Annotated in this window: 18 protein-coding genes; 10 read left to right on the forward strand and 8 right to left on the reverse strand. The window is 68.8% G+C overall.

Annotation, left to right across the window (positions count from 1 at the left end):
- Window positions 1–183: 183 nt before the first annotated feature.
- Together ABEA10_RS33280 and ABEA10_RS33285 are read left to right on the forward strand one after the other, a co-directional pair.
- Window positions 184–849, forward strand: coding sequence for a TetR/AcrR family transcriptional regulator (locus tag ABEA10_RS33280; protein WP_345470731.1), 666 nt, complete (start codon window positions 184–186; stop codon window positions 847–849).
- Between the two features lie 76 nt (window positions 850–925).
- Window positions 926–1,678: an SDR family oxidoreductase gene (locus tag ABEA10_RS33285; protein ID WP_345470733.1), complete on the forward strand. Its 753-nt coding sequence runs from the start codon at window positions 926–928 to the stop codon at window positions 1,676–1,678.
- A gap of 32 nt (window positions 1,679–1,710) precedes the next feature.
- On the opposite strand, the gene ABEA10_RS33290 is transcribed toward ABEA10_RS33285, so the two are convergent.
- The 3 genes from ABEA10_RS33290 to ABEA10_RS33300 form a co-directional block, all read right to left on the reverse strand.
- Window positions 1,711–2,688, reverse strand: a complete 978-nt coding sequence (locus ABEA10_RS33290; protein WP_345470735.1) for a GNAT family N-acetyltransferase — start codon at window positions 2,686–2,688, stop codon at window positions 1,711–1,713.
- A gap of 52 nt (window positions 2,689–2,740) precedes the next feature.
- Window positions 2,741–3,502 (reverse strand): SDR family NAD(P)-dependent oxidoreductase, encoded by a 762-nt coding sequence (locus ABEA10_RS33295; RefSeq protein ID WP_345470738.1) that lies wholly within the window; start codon window positions 3,500–3,502, stop codon window positions 2,741–2,743.
- A gap of 184 nt (window positions 3,503–3,686) precedes the next feature.
- Window positions 3,687–4,409 carry an aspartate/glutamate racemase family protein gene (locus ABEA10_RS33300; RefSeq protein WP_345470740.1) on the reverse strand — a complete coding sequence of 241 codons (723 nt, stop codon included), beginning with the start codon at window positions 4,407–4,409 and terminating at the stop codon, window positions 3,687–3,689.
- A 112-nt stretch (window positions 4,410–4,521) separates the two neighbouring features.
- On the opposite strand from ABEA10_RS33300, the gene ABEA10_RS33305 reads away from it, so the two are divergent.
- From ABEA10_RS33305 to ABEA10_RS33310, 3 genes are all read left to right on the forward strand, one after another.
- The gene (locus tag ABEA10_RS33305) at window positions 4,522–5,250 is read left to right on the forward strand and encodes a LysR family transcriptional regulator (protein WP_345470742.1); all 729 of its coding nucleotides are present in this window, start codon (window positions 4,522–4,524) and stop codon (window positions 5,248–5,250) included.
- A complete protein-coding gene (locus tag ABEA10_RS51350) occupies window positions 5,151–5,465 on the forward strand; it encodes a LysR substrate-binding domain-containing protein (RefSeq protein ID WP_425550992.1) in 315 nt (104 codons plus the stop codon). The genes ABEA10_RS33305 and ABEA10_RS51350 overlap by 100 nt, the downstream gene beginning before the upstream one ends.
- Before the next feature lie 376 nt (window positions 5,466–5,841).
- Window positions 5,842–6,264 carry a cysteine hydrolase family protein gene (locus ABEA10_RS33310; RefSeq protein WP_345470745.1) on the forward strand — a complete coding sequence of 141 codons (423 nt, stop codon included), beginning with the start codon at window positions 5,842–5,844 and terminating at the stop codon, window positions 6,262–6,264.
- 85 nt (window positions 6,265–6,349) lie between these two features.
- Here ABEA10_RS33310 and ABEA10_RS33315 read toward each other — a convergent pair whose 3' ends face one another.
- Window positions 6,350–7,126 (reverse strand): GntR family transcriptional regulator, encoded by a 777-nt coding sequence (locus ABEA10_RS33315; protein WP_345470747.1) that lies wholly within the window; start codon window positions 7,124–7,126, stop codon window positions 6,350–6,352.
- A 144-nt stretch (window positions 7,127–7,270) separates the two neighbouring features.
- On the reverse strand, window positions 7,271–8,542 hold the full coding sequence (locus ABEA10_RS33320; RefSeq protein WP_345470749.1) for an ROK family transcriptional regulator: 1,272 nt from the start codon (window positions 8,540–8,542) through the stop codon (window positions 7,271–7,273).
- A gap of 181 nt (window positions 8,543–8,723) precedes the next feature.
- Between ABEA10_RS33320 and ABEA10_RS33325 the strand changes: the two genes are divergently transcribed.
- The 4 genes from ABEA10_RS33325 to ABEA10_RS33340 all read left to right on the forward strand — a co-directional run bounded on the left by ABEA10_RS33325 (window position 8,724) and on the right by ABEA10_RS33340 (window position 16,890).
- The gene (locus ABEA10_RS33325) at window positions 8,724–12,446 is read left to right on the forward strand and encodes an NEW3 domain-containing protein (RefSeq protein ID WP_345470751.1); all 3,723 of its coding nucleotides are present in this window, start codon (window positions 8,724–8,726) and stop codon (window positions 12,444–12,446) included.
- 220 nt (window positions 12,447–12,666) lie between these two features.
- Window positions 12,667–14,919: an MMPL family transporter gene (locus ABEA10_RS33330; RefSeq protein WP_345470753.1), complete on the forward strand. Its 2,253-nt coding sequence runs from the start codon at window positions 12,667–12,669 to the stop codon at window positions 14,917–14,919.
- A gap of 7 nt (window positions 14,920–14,926) precedes the next feature.
- Window positions 14,927–16,204, forward strand: coding sequence for a sensor histidine kinase (locus ABEA10_RS33335; RefSeq protein ID WP_345470755.1), 1,278 nt, complete (start codon window positions 14,927–14,929; stop codon window positions 16,202–16,204).
- The gene (locus ABEA10_RS33340) at window positions 16,201–16,890 is read left to right on the forward strand and encodes a response regulator transcription factor (protein WP_345470757.1); all 690 of its coding nucleotides are present in this window, start codon (window positions 16,201–16,203) and stop codon (window positions 16,888–16,890) included. The genes ABEA10_RS33335 and ABEA10_RS33340 overlap by 4 nt, the downstream gene beginning before the upstream one ends.
- Before the next feature lie 103 nt (window positions 16,891–16,993).
- Here the strand turns inward: ABEA10_RS33340 and ABEA10_RS33345 are convergent, their stop codons facing one another.
- Window positions 16,994–17,497: a CGNR zinc finger domain-containing protein gene (locus ABEA10_RS33345; protein ID WP_345470759.1), complete on the reverse strand. Its 504-nt coding sequence runs from the start codon at window positions 17,495–17,497 to the stop codon at window positions 16,994–16,996.
- Window positions 17,498–17,580: 83 nt separating this feature from the next.
- Here ABEA10_RS33345 and ABEA10_RS33350 point away from each other — a divergent pair, with 83 nt between their 5' ends.
- Window positions 17,581–18,447: an alpha/beta fold hydrolase gene (locus ABEA10_RS33350; RefSeq protein WP_345470761.1), complete on the forward strand. Its 867-nt coding sequence runs from the start codon at window positions 17,581–17,583 to the stop codon at window positions 18,445–18,447.
- An 88-nt stretch (window positions 18,448–18,535) separates the two neighbouring features.
- On the opposite strand, the gene ABEA10_RS33355 is transcribed toward ABEA10_RS33350, so the two are convergent.
- A complete protein-coding gene (locus ABEA10_RS33355; RefSeq protein ID WP_345470763.1) occupies window positions 18,536–19,744 on the reverse strand; it encodes an FAD-dependent monooxygenase in 1,209 nt (402 codons plus the stop codon).
- Window positions 19,741–21,072, reverse strand: coding sequence for an MFS transporter (locus tag ABEA10_RS33360; RefSeq protein WP_345470765.1), 1,332 nt, complete (start codon window positions 21,070–21,072; stop codon window positions 19,741–19,743). The genes ABEA10_RS33355 and ABEA10_RS33360 overlap by 4 nt, the downstream gene beginning before the upstream one ends.
- Between the last annotated feature and the right edge of the window lie 118 nt (window positions 21,073–21,190).

Raw genomic sequence — 21,190 nt, forward strand, 5'->3', positions numbered from 1 at the left:
CAGGCCGAGAGCCCGAACTGAATGTTCCCTCCTACAAGGTTCAGAGCCGATGGCATGCCGTGCCGAACGGTGGAGTGTCCTGGTCCGGCATCCCGGCGATTGGTTGCCATGCTTTATCCATGCGGATAACGTTATCCGCATGGATAATAACCTTTACGGCGCGTTCGCGCCCTCTTCGACGCTGTGGCGGTCGTCCCGATCGCCACGCTCGGCGTCGTGGCGCTCATCGGCGGCAACATCGCGGTACGGCGCTACGGCGCCATGGTCATGACCACCCGTCAGGCGGCGACGGCGGCCCGCAGGGAGCAGATCATCCGCGCCGCGATCGCTCTGCTCGCCGAGCGCGGCTACCAAGCGACCACCTTCGAGGCCATCTGCCAGGAGGCCGGGCTCAGCAGCAAGCGGTTGATCACCTACCACTTCTCCAGCAAAGACGCGTTGTTCGCGGCCGTCGCCGACCAGATCGTCGCCGACGGTGAGACCTTCATGCGGTCCGCCATCGAGGCCGCGACCGGCGCTCGCGAGCTTCTCGCCACCGTCATCCGGGCGAATGTGGCGTTCATCGCGGACCACGCGCCGCAGGTGCGGGCGCTGCGGCAGATCTTGCTCAACGGCGGTCTGGGCGACTGGGAGCGGCACCACATCGAGTCGGTGAACCGGCTGGCCCGCCTCTTCGCCGACGGACAGCGCACCGGCGCCTTCCGCTCATTCGACCCGCAGGTCATGGCGGCGGCGCTGAGAGCCTCGATCGACAGCGCGGCCACGCTGCTGTCCGCCGGCCTCGACCCCGGCGTATGCGCCGGCGAACTGGTCGAACTCTTCGACCGCTGCACGCGAGAAGAGTCCTGACACGCGAGGGCGGGCCGGGGCGGAAACAAGAGGAACAGCAATGACGTACACAGGGGTCGCCGGGCGTACGTACGTCGTGACCGGCTCGGCGTCGGGCATCGGGGCCGCGACCGCGGCGCTGCTCCGCGAGCGCGGCGCCGAGGTCATCGGTTGTGACCTCGGCGAGGCCGACATCCAGGCGGACCTGTCCACGCCTTTCGGCCGGCAGGCGTTGGTCGATCAGGTGACCGAGCGTGGGCCCATCGACGCGGTGCTCGCCATCGCCGGGGGCGGCAGGACGGGGCTTCTCGAGACGAACTATTTCGGTACGGTCGCGACGCTCGAAGGGCTACGACCGCTGCTCGCGCAGAGCGAGGCACCCCGGGCCGTGGCCGTGTCGTCGACCGCTTCGCTGGACCCTGCCGACGAGCGCTTGGTTCAGGCATGTCTCGACGGTGACGAGGCCGCCGCCGTCGCCCTCGTCGAGGCGGAGTCGTCCATCGGTGGACCCACCGGCGCCTACGGCATCGCCAAGCGCGCGTTGAATCGCTGGGTGCGCGGAGCCGCACCGACGCCCGAATGGGCGGGGGTCGGCATCGCCCTCAATGCGGTCGCACCCGGCGTCGTCGACACACCTGCCGCCGCCTGGATCCTGGCGAGCGAAGACGTGCGCACCGCCGTGGAGACCGCGGCGCCGCAACCGTTCGGTGGTTTTCCCGGGCGGCCACAGTGGGTCGCCGAGCTCATCTGCTGGCTCGCCGGCGCGGACAACCGCTTCGTCACCGGACAGATCATCTTCGCCGACGGGGGTGCGGAAGCCACGATGCTAGGAGATCGTCATTGGCGCTGACGACCACCGATCTCACGGGCTCAAGGCAGCCATCAGACCATTCGGACGTGGCGATCGTCGGCCTGGGCACTTCCGGCCGGATCCTGGGAGACGATCTCGTGGCCGGCGGCCTGCAAGGCGGTGACCGCGCGGTCGCGCTGCGACTCGGGCGTCAATACCAGATCGGCTTGGTAGGTAGAGGCGACGAATACCGGTACTCCGGCCTCGGCCAGCGGCTGGATAACCGATGCCAGGAGACCAGGGACATCCAGGCCATGTCCCGCGTCGGCGTCGTAGATACCGATCCAGCGGTCCGCCGGGGCCGTTTGTCCGGATGCCTCTCTGATCACGGTAAGCCCCTCGGACGTACGCACGAGTGCGTGCCAAGAGTCGTCACGGCGGTGACGACGATCCGCGAGGTGTTCGACGGCGAACACCGTCGGCAGGACCGTCAGGCGCAGTGCGGGCCGGGCTGCGACGCGCTCGTCGCCTCGGCCGCCGGCCTGCGGCTGAGCGAGATCGAGCGCGAAGACGACCCGGTCGAGTCCGGGGCCGTCGTAGTCCGGTTGAACCGGCAGGTCATCGACGCCCGGTACCCCCGACAGCATCTCGAAGCCGAGCCGGCCGTGGAAGGCGCGAGACGTGGTGTTGCCAGGGCTGGTGATGCAATGGACGTGACGGCGACCATGCGTACGCGCCTGCTCGAAGAAAGCTCGGTAGAGGGCGGTGGCTATACCGCGTCCGCGCAGGGCCGGATCGACACCGACGAAATGGATGTAGGCCACCGTTGGATCGCTCTGCGAGAAGAAACCGATCAGGAAGGCGGCGAGGTCACCGTCGGGCCGTTCGGCCAAGTAACTGGTCGTGGCGAAATGCTGAAAGAAGAGTCGTGGCAACAGCAGCGCCCGCTCCGTCGACCCGGCCTCACCCCCGAACCCGTCCCACCAACAGTCGAGCACCGCGAGCACCCGCGCGTGATCCACGACCGTCGGGCGGCGCACGGTCAAGCTCTCAGGAAAATCCTTCATCATCTGCTCACCCTCACAACTCGCGCCCCAGAGAGCAACGCCTCGGATATTTGTGCTACGCGAAACCGCCATTGGCGTGCAGATTTTGGCCGGTGAGCCAACGGCCGTCCGGCCCGGCGAGGAAGGCGACGACGTCGGCGATGTCGGCCGGCTGTCCGATTCGGCCGAGCGGAGTGAGGCGGGGAATCTGCGCGAGCGCCTGTTCACTGTTGCTGCCGCGCAGAAGATCGGTATCGGTGAATCCCGGTGACACGGCGTTCACGGTGATGCTGCGCGATCCCAATTCCATCGCGGCTGCCGCGGTGAGTTGTTCGATCGCACCCTTGCTCGCGGTGTACATGGCTATGCCAGGGGCCGGCCGTACCGTGTTCACGGTGGAAATATTGATGATACGTCCCGCGTCACGCATATTCCGCGCAGCGTAACGTATGGTGAGAAAGGTCGACTTCGTATTGGTTGCCATGACCTGGTCATAAAGATCTTCGTCGGTATCGGCGATTGTTGTCGGGGTGAAGGCCAGGGCCACGTTGTTCACCAATATATCGAGGCCCTCGAGTAGGTCATCGGCCTGCTTCATGAGCCGTTCGGCATTGGCCGGATCGGTGAAATCGGCCTGGATGCCATGAGCCCTGCCGCCGCCTCGTGAAACCGTCTGCTCGACTGCGACGGCGTGGTCCTTGTCCTTCGCGTAGCTGAACACGACGTGTGCGCCTTCGCGTGCGAGCCGCTCCACGATCGCCCGGCCGATTCCTCTGGAGCCTCCGGTAACCACGGCCGTCTTACCCTGCAACGTTCCCATCCTCAACCCTTCGATCATCAAATTCTCCTGAACGCTGGGAACGAGATGCCCGCGATGTCAAGCGTGGTGAGCCGGACGGTGCCGAAGCGGAGGTGAGTCCGCCACAGGGGAAGTTATCCGACCGGATAACTTTATCCGCGTGGATAAGCCGTAGCAAGTTCAAAATCTGACATCTCACGCTCTGCTCTGCGGCGCCTCAGGCTCATCGAGGGCCGCCGTGCCAGTCGGGCATCGCCCGCTCGCCAACGGCGACGTCGTAGGCCGCTCGGGCCAGCAGGCGGGTTGAATCCAAGGTCGGCAGGGGAGAGACGTCGGGTGTGATCAGCAACGGGATCTCGGTGCAGACGAGCGCGATCGCGTCGCAGCCTCGGTCGGCCAGCCGTTCGATGACGCGGAGGTAGGCCTGGCGCGACGAATCGCTGATCACGCCGTTCACCAGTTCCGTGAAGATGACCTCGTTGACGAGGTGGCGGTCGTCGGCGTCCGGCAGCTCCGCGGCGATCCCGCGGGCGGCGAGCGCACGCGGGTACAGCGGGCCGTCCATCGTGTACCTGGTGCCCAGCACGCCCACGCGTGCGCGCCCCTCGGCCGCGGCCTGGTCCGCGACGACCTCGGCGATGTGCAGACCCGGCAGTGGGAGGTCCGGTCCCGGCACCTCCAGAGCCATGTGGGCGGTGTTGTCGGGACATACGAAGAAGTCGGCGCCGGCCCGGGCGAGCCGCCGCGCGCTGGTGGCCAGGGTGGCCCGGACGCTCGCGTGATCCCCCGCGTCCCAGGCGGGCATGCTGTACCCGAAGGCGATGTAGTCCAAGGTGACGTCGGGATGTTCATTGCGGCCGGTCCGGCGGAATCCCTCCTCACAGAAGGTGAGGAAGCAAAGGGCGGCTCCCCCCGTGCTGTGCGCGAGAACTCCAAGATGTTTCACGACGGCTCCGGCATTCTCCGGGAATCGGGACGACTTCATTCTTTACCGGAGGATCTCCACGTGCCTACTTTGAGGCATCGGGCGATATGACGCCCATGCTGTGGAGGTATGGATGGATCTACGGTTGCTGGGTTATGTGGTCGCGATCGCCGAAGAGGGGTCCATCAGCGGAGCCGCCCGCCGCCTACGGCTGACCCAGCCGACCCTGAGCCGGCAGCTACGTGACCTGGAACGACGTTTGGGGGCCGAACTCTTCGTACGCGCCGGCCGCGGCCTCATTCCGACCGCCGCAGGCGAGGCGCTGCTCCGGCGTGCCGTGCGCATGCTGGCCGATGCCGAAGCCGCCCTGAACGACGTACGGCTGGCAGCCGAGGGCAGGACCGGTCGCTTGACGGTGGGGTTCGCCGGGTCCGGAATCAATGGCGCGTTGGGAGACGCCCTCGGCCGACTGCGAGCCGAACTCCCCGACGTCGACCTGTCCCTGGTGGAACTGTTCGACGACGCCGAGATGTCGGCCGGCGTCCTTGACGGAAGCCTCGACGTGGCAGTGCAGCGGCTACCGGTCCGCGACGCTCGCCTCGCCATACGGGTCTGGGCGCGCGAGCCGTTGGCCCTCTTCCTGCCGGCCGGGCACCCGCTCGCCAGGACCCGTGAGCCGGCACCGGTGTCCGTACTCGGCCAGACTCCCTGGTGCTGTGGCCACGCGAATCCGCGCCCCATGCGTACGACGAGATCACCTCCTTGTGCCACCACGCCGGGATCGTGCCGCGCATCGGCGCACAAGGACGGACCGTTCAGACGATCCTCGCGCTGGTCGCCGCCGGTTTCGGTGCCGCCGTGATGGCCGACTCCTATCGAGTCCTGCACCGGGAAGGCGTGACACCTCGACGACTCGCGGGTACCGCCACCACCTTGCACCTGGTCTGGCGAGCCGGGGACATGAGCCCCCTCCTCACACGTCTCATGACCGCCCTGAATGCCGTGAAGCCTGGGCCTGACGATGAAAGACCCGAGACCCGCGCCAGCGAACCGGACAGCCGGCGGGCAGCGCGATAGCGGTTGCTGATATCTCAGCTTGCTTCTACTGTGATCCCAGAGATGAAGCTCGGGCGTCCGCCCACCCCGATCGTTGCGCTCCGCACCTGGCACAAGATCGGCATTGGCCTCGCCGCAGGACTGTTCTTCATCGGCTACTTCCTCATCGAGGTGCCGAGCAACGTGATGCTGAACCGGTTCGGCGCGGGCCGCCGGAACGGCTGTCCTGCTCACCGCAGGGCGTCGGATGGAGAGACTGGAAGGGAACCTGTCATGACCACCGCACTGATCATCGGTGACGTCCAGCAGGGCATCACGAGCAGTTACCCGTTCGCCAGGAAGGTCGTGCCGCCGCTCACCGAACTGCTCCCGCGCGGCCGGTGCTCTCGTTGTGTTCGTGCACTTCGCCTTCCGGGTCAACGGCGCCGACTTGCCGCCGGGCAACGCGCTGTTCAGGACGTTCTTCGAAGCTGGGGACGCCTTCCACGAGGGATCGGCCGGAACGGAGATCGATCTGCCGGTCGCCGACGAGGACGTCGTCGTGATGAAACGCCGCGCCAGCGCGTTCGCCGGCACAGATCTTGACCTTGTGCTCCGCGCGGGTGGCGTCGACACTCTCGCGATCGCCGGAGTCGCGACCAGCGCAATGGTGGCTGCGACGTGCTACGACGCGGCAGACCGTGGCTACGAGGTGACCGTGCTGCGCGACGGTTGCGCCGATGGTGACCCGGCCATGCACGACTTCTTCATGGACGCCGTTTTCCCCAGCCGGGGATTTGAGGTCGTGTCCTGTGCCGGTTGGCCCGGAGAACCACGATGACCCATGGTGAACGCCTCAGGCAGAAGACCCGCACCCCGGTGTGACCAAGCTCCGGCGGACGCGTGCCTCGGCCGGGGACGCGTGCCTAGGCCGGGGGGAGCGACGACGCCGGCATCTCAATGTGCGCCCTGCTGACGGAGTGGCTCTTCGCCAGGACCTGGAGCACGTCGCGACGCACGCGCTCACAGCGCTTACGCATGGCCTCGTGGGCGCCGTCCGCATCCCGCGCGCGCAGTCGCTCGAAGATGGCCTCCAGTTCCCCGGGCGGGCTCGCGGCCTCGGGAGCGATCAACGCGGCCATCCGCAGGACCCGCTCCAACTCGTCGAGCACGTCGATGATCGCCTTACCAAAACGGTTGTTGCCGCTGAAGTTGGCGATGATGGCCTCGAACTCCATCGCGGCCTGCAGCGCCTCCTCGAGTTCCACTTCGCCCGCTGCGAGCGCGAAGTGCACCTTGGACAGCACTTCGAGCCGTTCGAGCGCCGGCGCCTCGACGCCTCGGCGCGCCGCCGCGGCGGCGGCCTCGCAGGAGAGCAGCGTCCGCAAGGCGCAGAGATCGTCGGTGTCCTGGAGCGTGATCGGGCTGACGACGTAGCCCGCGCGCGGAAGCGCATCCACCAACCCATCGCGCCTCAACCGCGCGAGCGCCTCGCGCACCGGCGTCTTGCTGATGCGCCATTGCTGCGCGAGCGATGCCTCACTGAAGCTGCTGCCGGGCGGTAGCGTCAGGTCGATGATCTGGCGCCTGATCGCCCTGTATGCCCGAGTGGTGCGGTCGAGGCCGGTCTCTTCCGTGCCGGCCAGCAGCAGCGCGGGGATATGAGGCGCTCCCATGATCACGGGATGGATATCGCGCACCACGACAGTATGCCACTGCGGAGCGTTGATACGGCAGAACCGCCTGTTCACGGGTGCATCTGCCGATATCTGCAGATCAAGTTGATATCTCAATCACCTAGGCCGCTTGTATGCGGCGTTCCTCCTCAGCCCCTTGGATTCTCCCCGTCAGTCAGCGCCATCTCGGGCGGTTTCGGGGTTCGGCAGGAGCCGCTGTTCCACCTCGCTGAGAGCCTGCCGGACGGCCCCGGTGACGACGGCGTCCTGTCCGAGGGCGGAGAGCCGGACGGGAGTCGGGACGAGCACGAGCCGGCGGAGGTGGGCGGCCACGGAGTCGATGATCCGCGCGCCGGCGCGGGAGATCCCACCGCCGATGACCAGCATGTCCGGGTCGAGTACCAGCAGCAGCGGAGCCAGGCCGGCGGCGAGGCGGGCGGCGACGGTATCCACCACCTCCCGCCCGACCGGGTCATCGGCGGCCGCGGCCGCGAAAACCGCCGGGACGTCGAGCGTCGGCCGGCCGGCGAGCGACGACGTGTGTCCCGGCCTGGCCGCCAGTTCGTGTGCGAGGCGGATGATCGCGCGGGCCCCGACCTCCCGCTCGAACGGCCCTCGTCCTTCGCCGTCTGGTTCCGCGACGGCGGCATCCTTGCTGAGGACGGTGAGATATCCGATCTCGCCGGCAGCGCCCGCCTTGCCACGGTGTACCTCTCCGTCGATGCAGATACCGGCGCCGACGCGCTCTCCCCACAGGACGAACACGACGTCGTCGGTGTCCTGGGCGACGCCGCGCCAACGCTCCCCGAGCACGGCGAGGTTGACATCGTTGTCGAGAAGTACCGGGCAACGGAAGAAACGCCCAAGCTCCTCGCCTAGGTCGAGCGCCGTCCATCCTGGCAACCCCGGTGCCCGTACGACGGTGCCGACTCGCCGGTCGATGATGCCCGGGCTGCCGACCGCGACCGACAGAACCGCCTGCTCGGTCACGCCCGCCTGCTCCAGCGCCGTCTCGATCGCTGAGCGCACCGCTGCCAGCAGTTGATGCTGGTCGTGCGCCGATGACGTGGATCGCCGGGTGGTCGCGACCGACCGGCCGTCCAGGTCGGCGACGATCACCGCCGTCTGGTGGGGTCCGATGTCGATCCCCAGTACGTAGCCGGCCTCGGCCCGGAACCGCGCCACCCGGGCGGGCCGCCCCAACTGACCGCGCCCATCGGGATGATCCTGCAGGTAGTCGATCAACCCCGCCTCGGACAGCTGATCGAGCACGTGTGTGACGGTCGGGCGGGAAAGGCCGGAGTGCCGGGCCAGCTCGCCTACCCGCGCCGGGCCCTCGGATCGCAGGATGGCCAGGATCTTTCTCTGGTTGATCTGTCGTAGCAGCGGCGGGCCGCCTGTGACCGACTGCGCTCCGTGCGTCTCTTGACGGTGGCGTGTCACTGATGCATATTAACAAAAGTTAGTTTCGAAAAGACCTTACATATCTTACCGGGGGAGCTGCAGCGGCGGTGACTGGCTGGTCCAGTCCGCGAAGGTAGGAGTTGGCGTCATGCGGTCGAAACGTTGGCGATCTTGGGTTTTCGTCGCATTTACGTGCCTCGGGTTGCTACTCAGCGTCACTGTGCCGCTCGCCGGCCCGGCGAGCGCCGAGACGCCTCCGCCCGGTCCCAAACCCCCCATCCAGTCGGTCCGCAGCCCATACGGCAACCCGTACACCGACTTCCTGCGCACGCCGTTCGGAGTGACGGGTTCCCCCCGGCAACAGGCGAACCTGCCGCGGGTCGACGATGATCCGAATGAACCGTTCGACTGGTACCGGTACCCGCTGACGGCGATCGGCGTCCTCGGGGGACCGGAGGAGTCGATCGTCACCCCTCAGGGAAACCTGCAGACCGTCTTCGGTGCGTTGGCCTTCGCCACCGGCGAGAAGCGCACCCCGATCAACCAGCGGGTCAAGACGTGGAAGGACGGCTACCTGCCGATCCTGGAGGAGAAGTTCAGCGGCGGCAGCGTCCGCAACAACATCGAGATGTTCGCCGCGAAGGTCCCGGGCGTCACGAAGGTCGCGTACCAGGAGACGTACGGGAAGCCGCAGCGGACGCTGAAGTCGCAGGTCGACAACATGGTCAACTTCGTGAAGGTCGACCTGACCAACACCGGCGACGCGGCGACGACGTACCGCTTCTCGGTCAGCCTGACCGGCGACAAGATCAATGCACGTGACGGGAACAACGGGCCGGCACGACCGGCGACCGCGGCATGGGACAGCGACGAGAACGCCTACACCGGTGACGGCAAGCTCCTTTTCACCGCGGCCGACAGCCCGACGCGGGTGAACTCCGGGAGCCTGGACTATGACGTGGCCCTGTCGGCCGGTCAAACCCGGTCGCTGGTCTTCAAGATGCCGTACTTCGTAGCCCAGGAGTCCGACGCGAGCGCGATACGAGGCGCCGACTACGACACCTACCTGACCGATACGGCGAACTTCTGGCACCGCACGCTCGACAAGGCCGACACGCGCATCGATGTTCCCGGTACGGGCGTTGAGAGCAAGGTCCTCGACACCTACAAGGCCAACCTGGCGTTCTCCCTGCTGCTGTTCGACAACGTCGACGGGCACTACTTCTGGGACGCCAACCCCACGGTGTACGACGGCTACTGGCTACGCGACACGGCGTTCGACATGGACGGCATGCTGGATGCCGGCTTCCCCGAGATCGTGCGTGGGGTGACCCTCGCCATGCTGGACTACCAAACGGACGACGGCCAGTTCAACTCCCAGGCCGGTCAGGTCGACGCGACCGGCCAGGCCCTGTGGGCCTTCGGCAACTACTACACCCGTACGCACGACAAGGAGTTCGCGCAGCGCGTGTGGCCTGCGGTCCAGCGGGCGATGGCCTGGGAGTGGCAGGCACGTGACGGCGGTCTCATGCCCGAGGGGGCGATGGACTACGACAACGAAGGCGTCCGCGGGCACCTCCTGACCTACGACATGTGGAACATCGCCGGCGAGCAGGGCGCGGTTCAGATCGCGCGAGCCGTCGGCTCCGACACGACGGCCGATGAGTGGCAGCACCGCCGCACGCAGTACGTCGACCTGCTGCGGGAGAAGGTGAAGCCGGCAGTGGACCAGCTGGGCTTTCTCCCGACCACACTCGAGGGCGTTAAGGCCGCCGCTGTCCGCGTGGGCTGGTACGGCGACGTGTACGGCATCGACTGGGGCAACCTGGAAGCCGCATGGCCGACCGGCGCCTTCTCTCCCGACGACCCATGGGTGACCAAGAGCCTGAAGGTGTGGGACGCGCAGACGTTCGAAGGCATCTTCGGCTACCCGGAAGGCGGCATGGAGAACCTTCTGCACAGCTACACGACGTCCTCGATCGGGATCACCCATGTCCGGCGCGGCGACCAGTCGGAGGCGCTGCAGTACCTCTACGGGATGCTGATCCACACCTCGGGCACCCACATGGCCGCGGAAGCGATGCGAGCCTATGAGCGGTGGGGACGCCACGGCTCGCAGACGGACACCATGCCGCACGGCGAGTTCTCCGGTAAGTACCTCACCACGCTCCACGACATGCTCGCGTTCGAGGGCCAGGACAGCACGCTGCACCTGGCCAACGTATGGGCGCCCCAGTGGGCGAAGCCCGGCCGGCGCGTCCAGTTCGCCGGCGACACCGACTTCGGCCACCTCGCCTACACCATCGACGTCGCGGACGGCGGGGCGGTGATGCACCTCGACCCGCCCACGCGAGACGCGCCGAAGAGCACCGTCGTGAGCATCCCGCAGAACGACGCGGTGACCGCGGTCACCGTGAACGGGCACAGCGTCCACACGTTCAGCGGCGACCGCATCACGCTCCCCAAGCTGACCGGACCTGCCACGATCAAGATCGGCTGGAAACGGCAGGATCCCGCCCCGGCGTACTCCTTCGCCCGTGCGGTCTCCGACTACCTGGCGAGCTACCACAAGATGACGTCCCCGCCGAAGGTTCGGGTCGAGGACACCGCGACGGCCCACCCGACGGTCCGGGCCGGCGACCTGTTCCAGGTCACGGCCAACGTCGTCAACACGGGCGGCGCGGGTTACCTCGATGACCCGCGGGTCCGGCTGTACGTCGACGGCAAGCCCGCCCAGACCGACGACCGGGCACTCGCCAAGGGCATCGGGTTCACCACACCGGAGAGCGTGATCTCCTTCAGGCGACACTCCGAGGGGGTGGTGCCGGTCGGGCTCGCCACCACCGTGTGCCGACCCGGTGAGCACACGCTCGGGGTCGCACTCGGCGACTCGCAACCCACACGTACGGTGACCATCAACGTACTGCCGTTGGTGCCCACGCAACCGGCGCCACCGGCCGACCTGGCGCTCGACGCGGGTACGGCGTTCGTCGGCTCGCACACGGCCGCGACCGCGACCGCGACGGTCACCAACCGGGGATGCGCGGCTCTGACCGGCGTCGACGTCACGCTGAAGGCGCCGGACGGTTGGACGGCCGAGCCCACCTCGTCGACCATTGACCGCGTCGGGCCCGGGGAGTCCGCCACCGTTGAATGGCGAGTGACCCCGCCGGGGAACCTCAAGGCCGACGCCGGCGAAGCGGCGCCACGGCTGACCGCGACGGCCGCGTACGGGTGGGAAACCGAGAAGTGGAAGGGGCGGACGAAGGGCAGCGCCGAAGGCGAGACCACGATGGTCGTCTGCACCGGCACGCCACCGGCGGCCGACCCGAAGGCCCGGGCGCAGTGGGACTTCGCGCTGGGCTGCGCCGCCGACCTTTCCGGCCACGGACGTGTCGGAGGTGTCGGCTCCGGAGTCACGTTCACCGGTACGGGAGCGTCCTTCAACGGCACCGACGATGGAGCGATAACCATCCCGTACGGCGCCGACTACCAGCCGGAGGCGATCCGCGCGGGTCAGACCTGGACACTCGATCTGGTCGGAGTCGTGCCTCAGAAGGTCGGTGGCGGCTACCAGGCCATCGCCAACGCCAGGAGCGCGTCGGGAGATTATTCGGCGGGCTGGACCGTGTACGTCAACCCGGATGGCACATTCACGTTCCGAATGTCACCGGTCAACCACCCGGGCAACACGTACGCGATCGCGTCGTCCGGCGTCCACGCGGTAGCCGGGAAGCGGTACGACATCCGTGCGCGGTGGGACGGCAGCCACCTGTCCATCGCCGTCTCCGGAGCTGACAGCGGCAGCGGGTCCGCTACCACGGACGGCGGCTACCTGCCGGTCGTCAATGGTTCCATGACGCTCGGCAAGGGCACCACCGGCCTCGCGGACGCCTACTTCTTCACCGGGTCGATCGCAGCGACCAAGATCACGGTCGAGTGATCAAGGAGTTACATCGAAGACCGGACGGTCCCGGTCGGCCGTTGAGCCCGGGTCGGCATGTAGTGCGTAGGCACCAGAAGATGCGGGTGGCTGGTCCGGGTGCACCAGGGGAAGACGGCGGCGGGGGACGATGCCCACGCCGGGCGCCGGAGGGAAGTGTTGGAGGCGCGTGAATCTCGCGCATTCCCCTTGCCCAAGCGGCGTCTGGAGTGATCGACAAGTGGCGAGACTTCTTTACCGGCTCGGACGGTGGGCCTTCCGGCGACGCCGGCTCGTAGGTGGTGTGTGGCTGGGAGCCCTGGTGCTGGCCGTGGCCGCCGCCGCGTTGGCGCCGGCCGGGGAGGAAGAGGACCTCTCCATGCCCGGAACCGAGTCGCAGAAGGCGTTCGACCTGCTGGACGAGCGCTTCCCCGAGGGCGACTCCCAGGGGGCCGAGGCCCGCCTCGTGTTCAAGGCCCCGGACGGGCAGCGGGTGACGGCCAGGGAGAACAGGGCGGTCGTCGAGCACACGCTCGACTCGCTGGACGGAGGCGCCCAGGTCGCGTCGACGACCGACCCCTATGAGACCGGTGCCGTCAGCGAGGACGGCACCATCGCCTACTCCACGGTCAACTACACCGCGGACGCCGTCGACCTGACCGCGGCGACGAAGAGCGCCCTCGAGGACACCGCGAGCCAGGCCCGGGACGCGGGGCTGACCGTGGAGATCGGTGGCTCGGCCCTGGACACGGAGGAGGAACCGGGCGGTACGACGGAGCTCATCGGCATGGTGGTGGCGGCGGTGGTGCTGATCCTCGCCCTCGGGTCGCTGGTCGCGGCCGGACTGTCGCTGCTGACCGCCTTTTCGGGGGTGGGCATCGCCTTCGGCCTGGTCTCCGCGCTGGCCGTGCCGCTGGGCCTGTCATCCACCGTCGCCATCCTGGCGCTGATGCTGGGGCTGGCGGTCGGCATCGACTACGCACTCTTCATCACCTCCCGCTTCCGTGACGAGCGCGCCCAGGGCAGCGAGCCGGAGGAGGCCGCCGGCCGGGCGGTGGGCACGGCCGGATCGGCCGTCGTCTTCGCCGGCGCGACCGTCTCCATCGCCCTGGTCGGGCTGGGGGTCGTCGGCATCCCCGAACTCACCAAGATGGGCATGGGCGGCGCGGGCGCGGTGGCCCTTGCCGTACTCGTCGCACTGACCCTGGTCCCCGCGCTGTTCGGCTTCTTCGGCCGGCGGGTACTGCCCCGCGCCGCCCGCAAGGCGTCCTCGTATCGCCGGCCGGGAAACGAGCGCCCGCACCGGGTGCCCACCGCGGCCGGCCGGCTCGGGCTCGGCACCCGCTGGGCGCGGTTCGTGCTGCGCCGGCCGGTGGCCGTACTGCTGATCGCCGGACTCGGCCTCGGCGCGGTCGCCCTACCGGCGCTGCGCCTGGAACTCGGGCTGCCCGGAGACGAGTCCAAGTCGGTGCAGACCACCGAGCGCCGTGCCTACGACCTGCTGTCAGAAGGCTTCGGCCCCGGCTTCAACGGCCCGTTGACCGTGGTCGTCGACACGTCGGAGTCCGCGGACACGCGGGCCACCACGGACCAGGCCGTCAAGACCGTACGCGGAGTGGACGGCGTCGCGTCGGTCGGTGATCCGGCTTTCAACCGGGCCAAGGACACGGCCGTCTTCACCGTCGTCCCGAAGACCGCGCCGGACAGCGGCGAGACCAAGGACCTGGTGCACGCGATTCGGGGCGCGGTATCCGGCGTCGAGGCGGACACGGGCGCCGGCGTCCTGGTGACCGGCACCACCGCGATGAACATCGACATCTCCGAAGCCATGTCCGACGCCCTCATCCCCTATCTGACCGTGGTCATCGGCCTGGCGGTGCTCCTGCTGACGGTGGTCTTCCGCTCGATCCTGGTCCCGGTCAAGGCCGCGCTCGGCTTCCTCCTGTCGGTGGGCGCCGCCTTCGGCGTCCTCGTCGCCGTCTTCCAGTGGGGCTGGGCGGCAGACCTGCTCGGCATCGAGCAGACCGGACCGGTCATGTCGCTGATGCCGATCATCATCATCGGAATAGTGTTCGGCCTCGCCATGGACTACGAGGTCTTCCTGGTCTCGCGGATACGGGAGGCCTACGTCCAGGGCGCGTCTCCCGGCGAGGCGATCGTCAGCGGTTTCCGGCACAGTGGACGTGTGGTGGCCGCGGCGGCGATCATCATGATCAGCGTGTTCGCCGGATTCGCCGGGATGAACAGCCCGACCATCCAGACGATGGGCGTCGGCCTGGCCGCCGCCGTCCTCTTCGACGCCTTCGTGGTCCGGATGGCGATCGTCCCCGCGGTCCTGGCACTGCTCGGCCACCGGGCCTGGTGGCTGCCTCGTATCCTGAACCGCATGCTGCCGAATGTGGACATCGAGGGTGAGGCGCTGAGCAGGCATGCCCCGGCCTCGGCGACCATGCCGGAAGCAGCGGTGCCGCCGCTCGCCGTCCGTCGGCACTGAGCCGGCCATGACGAACATGGATGGCGGTGACCCGCGACCGCGCGGCACGTGGTGGCGGGAGGGAGCGGTCACGGCGACGGCGTTCGCGCTCTGCCTGCTCGGCGGCGTGGTGCAGGCCGACGGCAGCACGCTGTCACCGCCGTCCGCCGCCGGCTACCTCATCGCCGTGGCGTCCTGTGCCGTGCTGCCGGTGCGGCACCGGGCGCCCCTGGCCGTCATGGCGGCCACGACCGCGTGCGGCGTGCTGGTGCCACTCCTGGGCCTCCTGCTGAGCCCGCTCATCGTGGCCCCCGCCCTGATCACCGCCTACTCGCTCACGGCGCGCACCGAGCGGCACGCGTTGATCGCGGTGTCGCTCACCTCCGTGGCGCTGCTGGTCGCCTCCACGCCCCTGTTCGGGGCCCTGTCGTGGAAGGACGTGAGCAGGGTGGGAGCGGTGGCGGCGTTCCCGCTGGTGGCCGCCCTACTCGGTTACTCGGTACAGAACCGGCGGGCCTACCTGGCGGCCGTGGAGGAGCGGGCCCAGCGGGCCGAGAAGAGCCGGGACAGCGAGGCGCGCCGGAGAGTGGCCGAGGAACGGGTGCGCATCGCCCGGGAACTGCACGACCTCGTGGCCCATCAGATCACCCTGGCCAACGCGCAGGCCACGGTCGCCGCCCACCTCTTCGACGCCCGCCCGGAGCAGACCCGCAAGAGCCTGAACGAGCTCGTCGAGACCACCGCCAACGCGCTCGACGACCTGCGGGCCACGGTGGGTCTGCTGCGTCAGTCCGGGGACGCGACCGGGCCCGCCGAACCGGCGCCCGGGCTGTCCCGGCTTCCCACGCTTCTCGCGTCATTCCGCCGCGCGGGCCTGGAGGTCTCGGTGCACCAGGAAGGCACGGCCAGACCGCTGCCGCCGGGAGTGGACCTCACCGCCTACCGCATCGTCCAGGAGGCCCTGACCAACGTGACCAAGCACGCCGGTACCGGGAGCGCCCGGGTGCACCTCGTCTGGAGCCGCGATCACGTGACCATCACCGTCGCCGACGAGGGAAGGGGCGTCCGTACGGCGCCGGCCGCATCCACGGCGGCGGTCCGTCCGCCCGGTTACGGCCTCATCGGGATGCGCGAACGCGCCACCGCGGTCGGGGGACACCTCTCCGCGGGCAGGCGGCCGGAGGGAGGCTTCCTCGTCTCCACCGAGCTGCCCCTCCCGCCCGCCAAGGACACGACGCGGAGGGCGGACGGAGCAACGGCGATCGACGGACCGACAGGCGACGAAGAGACCGGGGATGCGTCGTGACGCTCCGGGTGCTGCTCGCCGACGATCAGGCCCTGCTGCGCGGTGCCTTCCGGCTGCTCCTCGACTCCGCCGCCGACATCACCGTGGTCGGCGAGGCCGCCGACGGCAGGGAGGCGGTGAGACTCACCCGGGAACTGCGCCCGGACGTGGTGATCATGGACATCCGTATGCCCGAGGTGGACGGTCTCACCGCCACGTCGGAGATCTGCGCGGACCCGGAACTGCGTGCCAGCCGCATCCTGATCCTCACCACGTACGAGACCGACGAGTACGTCGCTCAGGCGCTGCGCGCGGGGGCCAGCGGCTTCATCGGCAAGGGCATCGGGGCCGATGACCTGCTGGACGCCGTGCGTACGATCGCCGACGGCGACACTCTTCTGTCGCCCGCCGCGACCCGCTCCCTGGTCACCCGTTTCCTGGCCACACCCGACGTCCCACCACACGACCCCGAACGGCTCGCCGTGCTCACCCCGCGCGAACGCGAGATGGTGGCCCTGGTCGCGACCGGCCTTTCCAACCAGGAGATCGCCGAGCGGATGTTCCTCAGCCCCTTCACCGTCCGCGCCCACGTGCAGCGCGCCATGACGAAGCTGGACGCCCGCGACCGGGCACAACTCGTCGTCATCGCTTACCAGACGGGCCTGGCCCACGCCGACCCGAACGGTGGCACCGACCGCCTGTCGTAGTCCGATACCGGGGACCCGCGGGGTTCGCGGCCCCCGGTCGGGTCCGCTCAAGACGCCGAACCGATCCGTAGATTCCGGGCTCACCGCACCGAGCGGCGCGCGATCAGTCGGCCGTGCGGGTGCGCTGGTAGTGGCGGCGGGCCTTCATGCGGTTGCCGCAGACGGTCATCGAGCACCAGCGGGCGTTGTTCGGGCGGCTGCGGTCGATCAGGAACAGCCGGCACTCCGTGTTCGCGCAGGGGCGCAGGCGGCCGGGGGCCGAAACTCGCAGCGCGTCCCAGGCGAGCACGGCTCGTACGGCGGTGGACCGGCCGTCGGGTAGGTCGAGGGTCCACTCGATGCCCTCGTCGGCGAACGACGCGCGCCGGCTCACGCCGGTCACGAAGCGCGCCAGCGCCGACGGAGGCGCGTCACCGCGTACGACGTCCTGAAGCACCGGACGTACGTCCCGGAGCTCTCGCCACTCCTCCTCCGACACCGGCCCCCCGTGGGCGGCGAGCCAGCGCCGCCCGGCCTCGGCGTCGGCCAGGTCGTCTCGGGGCACGCCGTTGATGACGGGTGTGGTGTTCAGCAGATCGAGCAGGAGGATCTCCTCGGCCTCGCTCATACCTAACCTCCAAAGCTGACTTGACAGGTTACATCATCGCGTGCTCAAGTTCTAACCAGCAAAGGAAACCAAGGGGGTTACGAATGATGGTTCACCACCGCTACGCCACCGTCCAGGGCCGGCGGCTGTTCTACCGGGAGGCCGGTCCCGCCGACGCCCCGGTGCTCGTGCTGCTGCACGGCTACCCGACCAGCTCGTTCATGTTCCGCGGCCTGATCCCCGCACTGGCCGACCGGTACCACGTGATCGCCCCGGACCACCTCGGATTCGGGCTGTCCGACGCCCCTCTCGTCGAGGAGTTCGACTACACCTTCGACGCCCTCACCGAGCTGACCGCGGGGCTGCTCGACCAACTCGGCGTGACGCGGTACGCCATCTACGTCCAGGACTACGGTGCCCCGATCGGCTGGCGACTGGCCCTGGCCGACCCGAAAGCGATCACCGCGATCGTCACGCAGAACGGCAACGGCTACGAGGCCGGCTTCGTACCGGAGTTCTGGGAGACCGTGTGGGCCTACCACCGCGACCCGGAGGACGAGAGCGGGATCCGTACGGCGCTGACCCTGGAGGCGGTCCGCTGGCAGTACCTCACGGGCGTGCCGGACGAGAGCCTGGTCAGCCCGGACACCTGGCACCACGACGTCGCGCTGCTGTCCCGGCCGGGCAACGACGAGATCCAGCTCGCGCTGTTCCGCGACTACGCCACCAACCCGCCGCTGTACCCGGCGCTGCACGAGTACCTGCGCGCCCACCGGCCGCCGGTGCTGGCGGTCTGGGGCCGGGGCGATGAGATCTTCGCTCCTGCGGGCGCCCGCGCCTTCGCCGACGACGTCCCGGACGCCGAGGTCCACCTCCTGGACGGCGGCCACTTCCTCCTGGAGAGCGCCGGCGACGAGGTCGCCGAACTGATCCGCGACTTCCTCGACCGCCGCCTCCCGGCCGGTCGCTGAAACCCGCCGCCCTGCGTCTGTGGGCTGGATACCGCACGGCCCGCGGGTTCAACTCAGCCTGGCAGCGAGACGCTGCAGGAGTGGCAGGTCACGATATAGGGGCGAATTCGCGCAGCGTGATGGCCGAGTAGGCCGGTCGTGCCGTCGCGGACGGCATGGTGAGGAGGCTGCGCAGCATGGTGTTGCGTTGCTCCAGTGCCTGTGCCGTGGTGGGGAAGAGCGTGGCCGCACCGTTGTCGACCAGCGCCTGGTTCATGCCGACGAACCCGCGAACGTCGCGTTCGTAGGCGGCGAAGGCCGCGGTGTGGTCCCGGTTCGCGGCCAGGGCGCCTGCGAGCATGTAGGCACCGACCAGCGCGAGGCTTGAGCCTTGTCCGGTGAGGAACGAGGGCGCGTACGCGGCGTCGCCGACGAGCGCGACGCGGCCGCTGGACCAGTGGGGCATGCGGATCTGACCGGCCGTGTCGAAGAACAGGTCATCCGCGTCGCGCATGGCGCTGAGCATGGCAGGGACCTCCCATCCCGCGCCCGCGAAGACCCTGGCGACCAGGTCCCGCTGGGCGCCGGGGTTCCGGAGGGCATCGAACGGCGGCTCCGGCTGGTGGAAGTTCAGGAAGGCGTGCAACTCGTCGTTGTCCCCGACGGCGTAGAGGGCCGCGGCCTTCCCCGGGGCGTTCCACATCATGAGCTCGCGGGAGAGCCCGAAGGTGTTCGGCATGGTGAATATGGCGAAGCAGTAGCCGAGGTAGCGGTGGAACCGTTCCTCGGGGCCGAACAGGGACTCCCGGGTAGAGGAGTGCATGCCGTCGGCGCCGACCACCAGGTCGAAAGTGCGCCGTCGCCCACCGCGGAAGGTAACGTCGACTCCTTGTCCGGACTGGTCGAGGGTGTCGATGGAATCGTTGAACAGGAATTCCACGTCGTCGCGAACGATCGAGTAGAGGGCCGCGGCCAGATCCCCGCGACGTACCTCGAGGTCCTGTCCCTCGACACTGCCGGCAACGGCTCCCGCGACCGAGGCCGCGATGCTGCCATCGGCGTTGAGGAACGTGTAACGACGCGAGTCGATGTGCGCGTCCTGCAGTCGCGGCAGTATTCCCATCCGCCGGACCACCTCGATCGCGGTACCACGGACGTCGATCGGATAGCCGCCGCCGCGCAGCGCGCCTGCTTTCTCCACCACGGTGACCGCGAATCCGGACCGGTGCAGCCAGTACGCCAGCGCGGGTCCGGAGATACTGGCCCCAGAGATCAGAACTTTGCGCTTGGCGGTATGACTTGCGTCCATCCGTGTCATGCCTGGGCTCCTTTTTTCGTGATACGGACAACGAGCAGTGACAGTGCGCCGACGAGGCCGGCGACGGCGAAACCCGTCACGAAGGCCGATTCGGTCGGCAGGCCTGTCGCCGGGTCGGCCGCGGCGTCGAGGATCGCGCCGCCGACCTGAGCGCCCACGGCGACGCCGATCACGCGTGTTACCACGAGCAGGCTGGTGGCGATGCCGGTGTCTCCGGCCTCGACGGCGGTGGCGGTGCCGGCGAGCAACGCCGTGGTACCGACGCCCGCGGCGAACGCGGTCAGTACCTTCGCGAGGACCAGCTGCCATTCCGCGGTGTGCGCCGACGCCAGGGCGATCATCGTGGCCGTCGTGACGACAGCGCTCACGATGACCACGGCACGCGGACCGTAACGCCGCGCCGCGAACCCGCCGGCCGAGTCGCTCGCCGCCCCGACGATGGCGCCGGGCAACAGGTACAGTCCGATGTCCGTCGTGCTGACTCCGAAGCCGTATCCGTCGGCCGATACCGCGAACAGCTGCGGGAGTAGAAAGATCACCATCCCGGAACTGATGGTGATGACGAAGGTGAGCACGCACGAATGCCACACTGCGGGCTTTGCCAGCATTCGTAGGTCGACCATCGGCGAGGCCGCCCGGCGCTCGACGACGACCCATCCGGTCGCGAGGGCGGCCACGACCACCGCGATGACACCGGCCGCGAGTGGCGACAGGCCGGCGCTCGTCACCCGCACGAGCCCGATCATGAACACGAGCAATGTGCCGCTCAGCAGCGCCACGCCGGGCCAGTCGATCCTGTCGTCCGATTTGATCGGCGGGTCATGTGGCATCAGCCGGGTCACGGCCAACGTCGTCGCGATGATCACGATCGTCGGCAGCGCGAACATCCAGTGCCAGGACAGTTCTTCCGCGACCGGCCCGGCAATCGACGTTCCCACCATGCCGCCGCCCGTGAACAGCGCCACGACCAGCCCGATCGCCGCCTGTGACTCTCCCGCCGGGAGGTGTTTGCGCACCAGGATGAACGAAAGGGGCAGCGCACCCACCATGACGCCCTGCATCACCTGACCGAGCAACAACACCGGCAGGTTCGGCGCCAGGCCGGCCAGGAGACCACCGGCCGCGACCACGGCCATCAGGCCGACCAGCACCCGCTTTCCGCCGTAGCGGTCACCGAGTTTGCCTGCGACGGGTGCGACGACCGCGCCGGCGACGAGTACCGCGTTGCCGACCAGTGCCCCTTCGGCGGGACTGACCCCCAGCTCACGTTGCAGGAGCGGGATCGCGGGCTCCACCACTGACTGCAGGGTGCCGAGGGCGAGGGCCAAGACGCCGAGGACACCGATCCACAGCCTCCCGAAGCGGGCCGTCCGCCCTCGCGGTAGGACCGCTCCCGCGGGGCCCGGCCGGGTCGACGCCGCCGGGTCGTAACGAGATGTCGCCACT

Source organism: Actinoallomurus oryzae, from assembly GCF_039541955.1.
In the GTDB taxonomy this organism is placed as follows: Bacteria; Actinomycetota; Actinomycetes; order Streptosporangiales; family Streptosporangiaceae; genus Actinoallomurus; species Actinoallomurus oryzae.

What these genes read in the sequence shown, in the direction of transcription:
- ABEA10_RS33290 (WP_345470735.1), bottom strand. Translation starts at nt 2,688, where the DNA reads ATGATGAAGGATTTTCCTGAGAGCTTGACCGTGCGCCGCCCGACGGTC.
- ABEA10_RS33355 (WP_345470763.1), bottom strand. Translation starts at nt 19,744, where the DNA reads ATGACACGGATGGACGCAAGTCATACCGCCAAGCGCAAAGTTCTGATC.
- ABEA10_RS33305 (WP_345470742.1), top strand. Translation starts at nt 4,522, where the DNA reads ATGGATCTACGGTTGCTGGGTTATGTGGTCGCGATCGCCGAAGAGGGG.
- ABEA10_RS33335 (WP_345470755.1), top strand. Translation starts at nt 14,927, where the DNA reads ATGACGAACATGGATGGCGGTGACCCGCGACCGCGCGGCACGTGGTGG.
- ABEA10_RS33350 (WP_345470761.1), top strand. Translation starts at nt 17,581, where the DNA reads ATGATGGTTCACCACCGCTACGCCACCGTCCAGGGCCGGCGGCTGTTC.
- ABEA10_RS33295 (WP_345470738.1), bottom strand. Translation starts at nt 3,502, where the DNA reads ATGATCGAAGGGTTGAGGATGGGAACGTTGCAGGGTAAGACGGCCGTG.
- ABEA10_RS33345 (WP_345470759.1), bottom strand. Translation starts at nt 17,497, where the DNA reads ATGAGCGAGGCCGAGGAGATCCTCCTGCTCGATCTGCTGAACACCACA.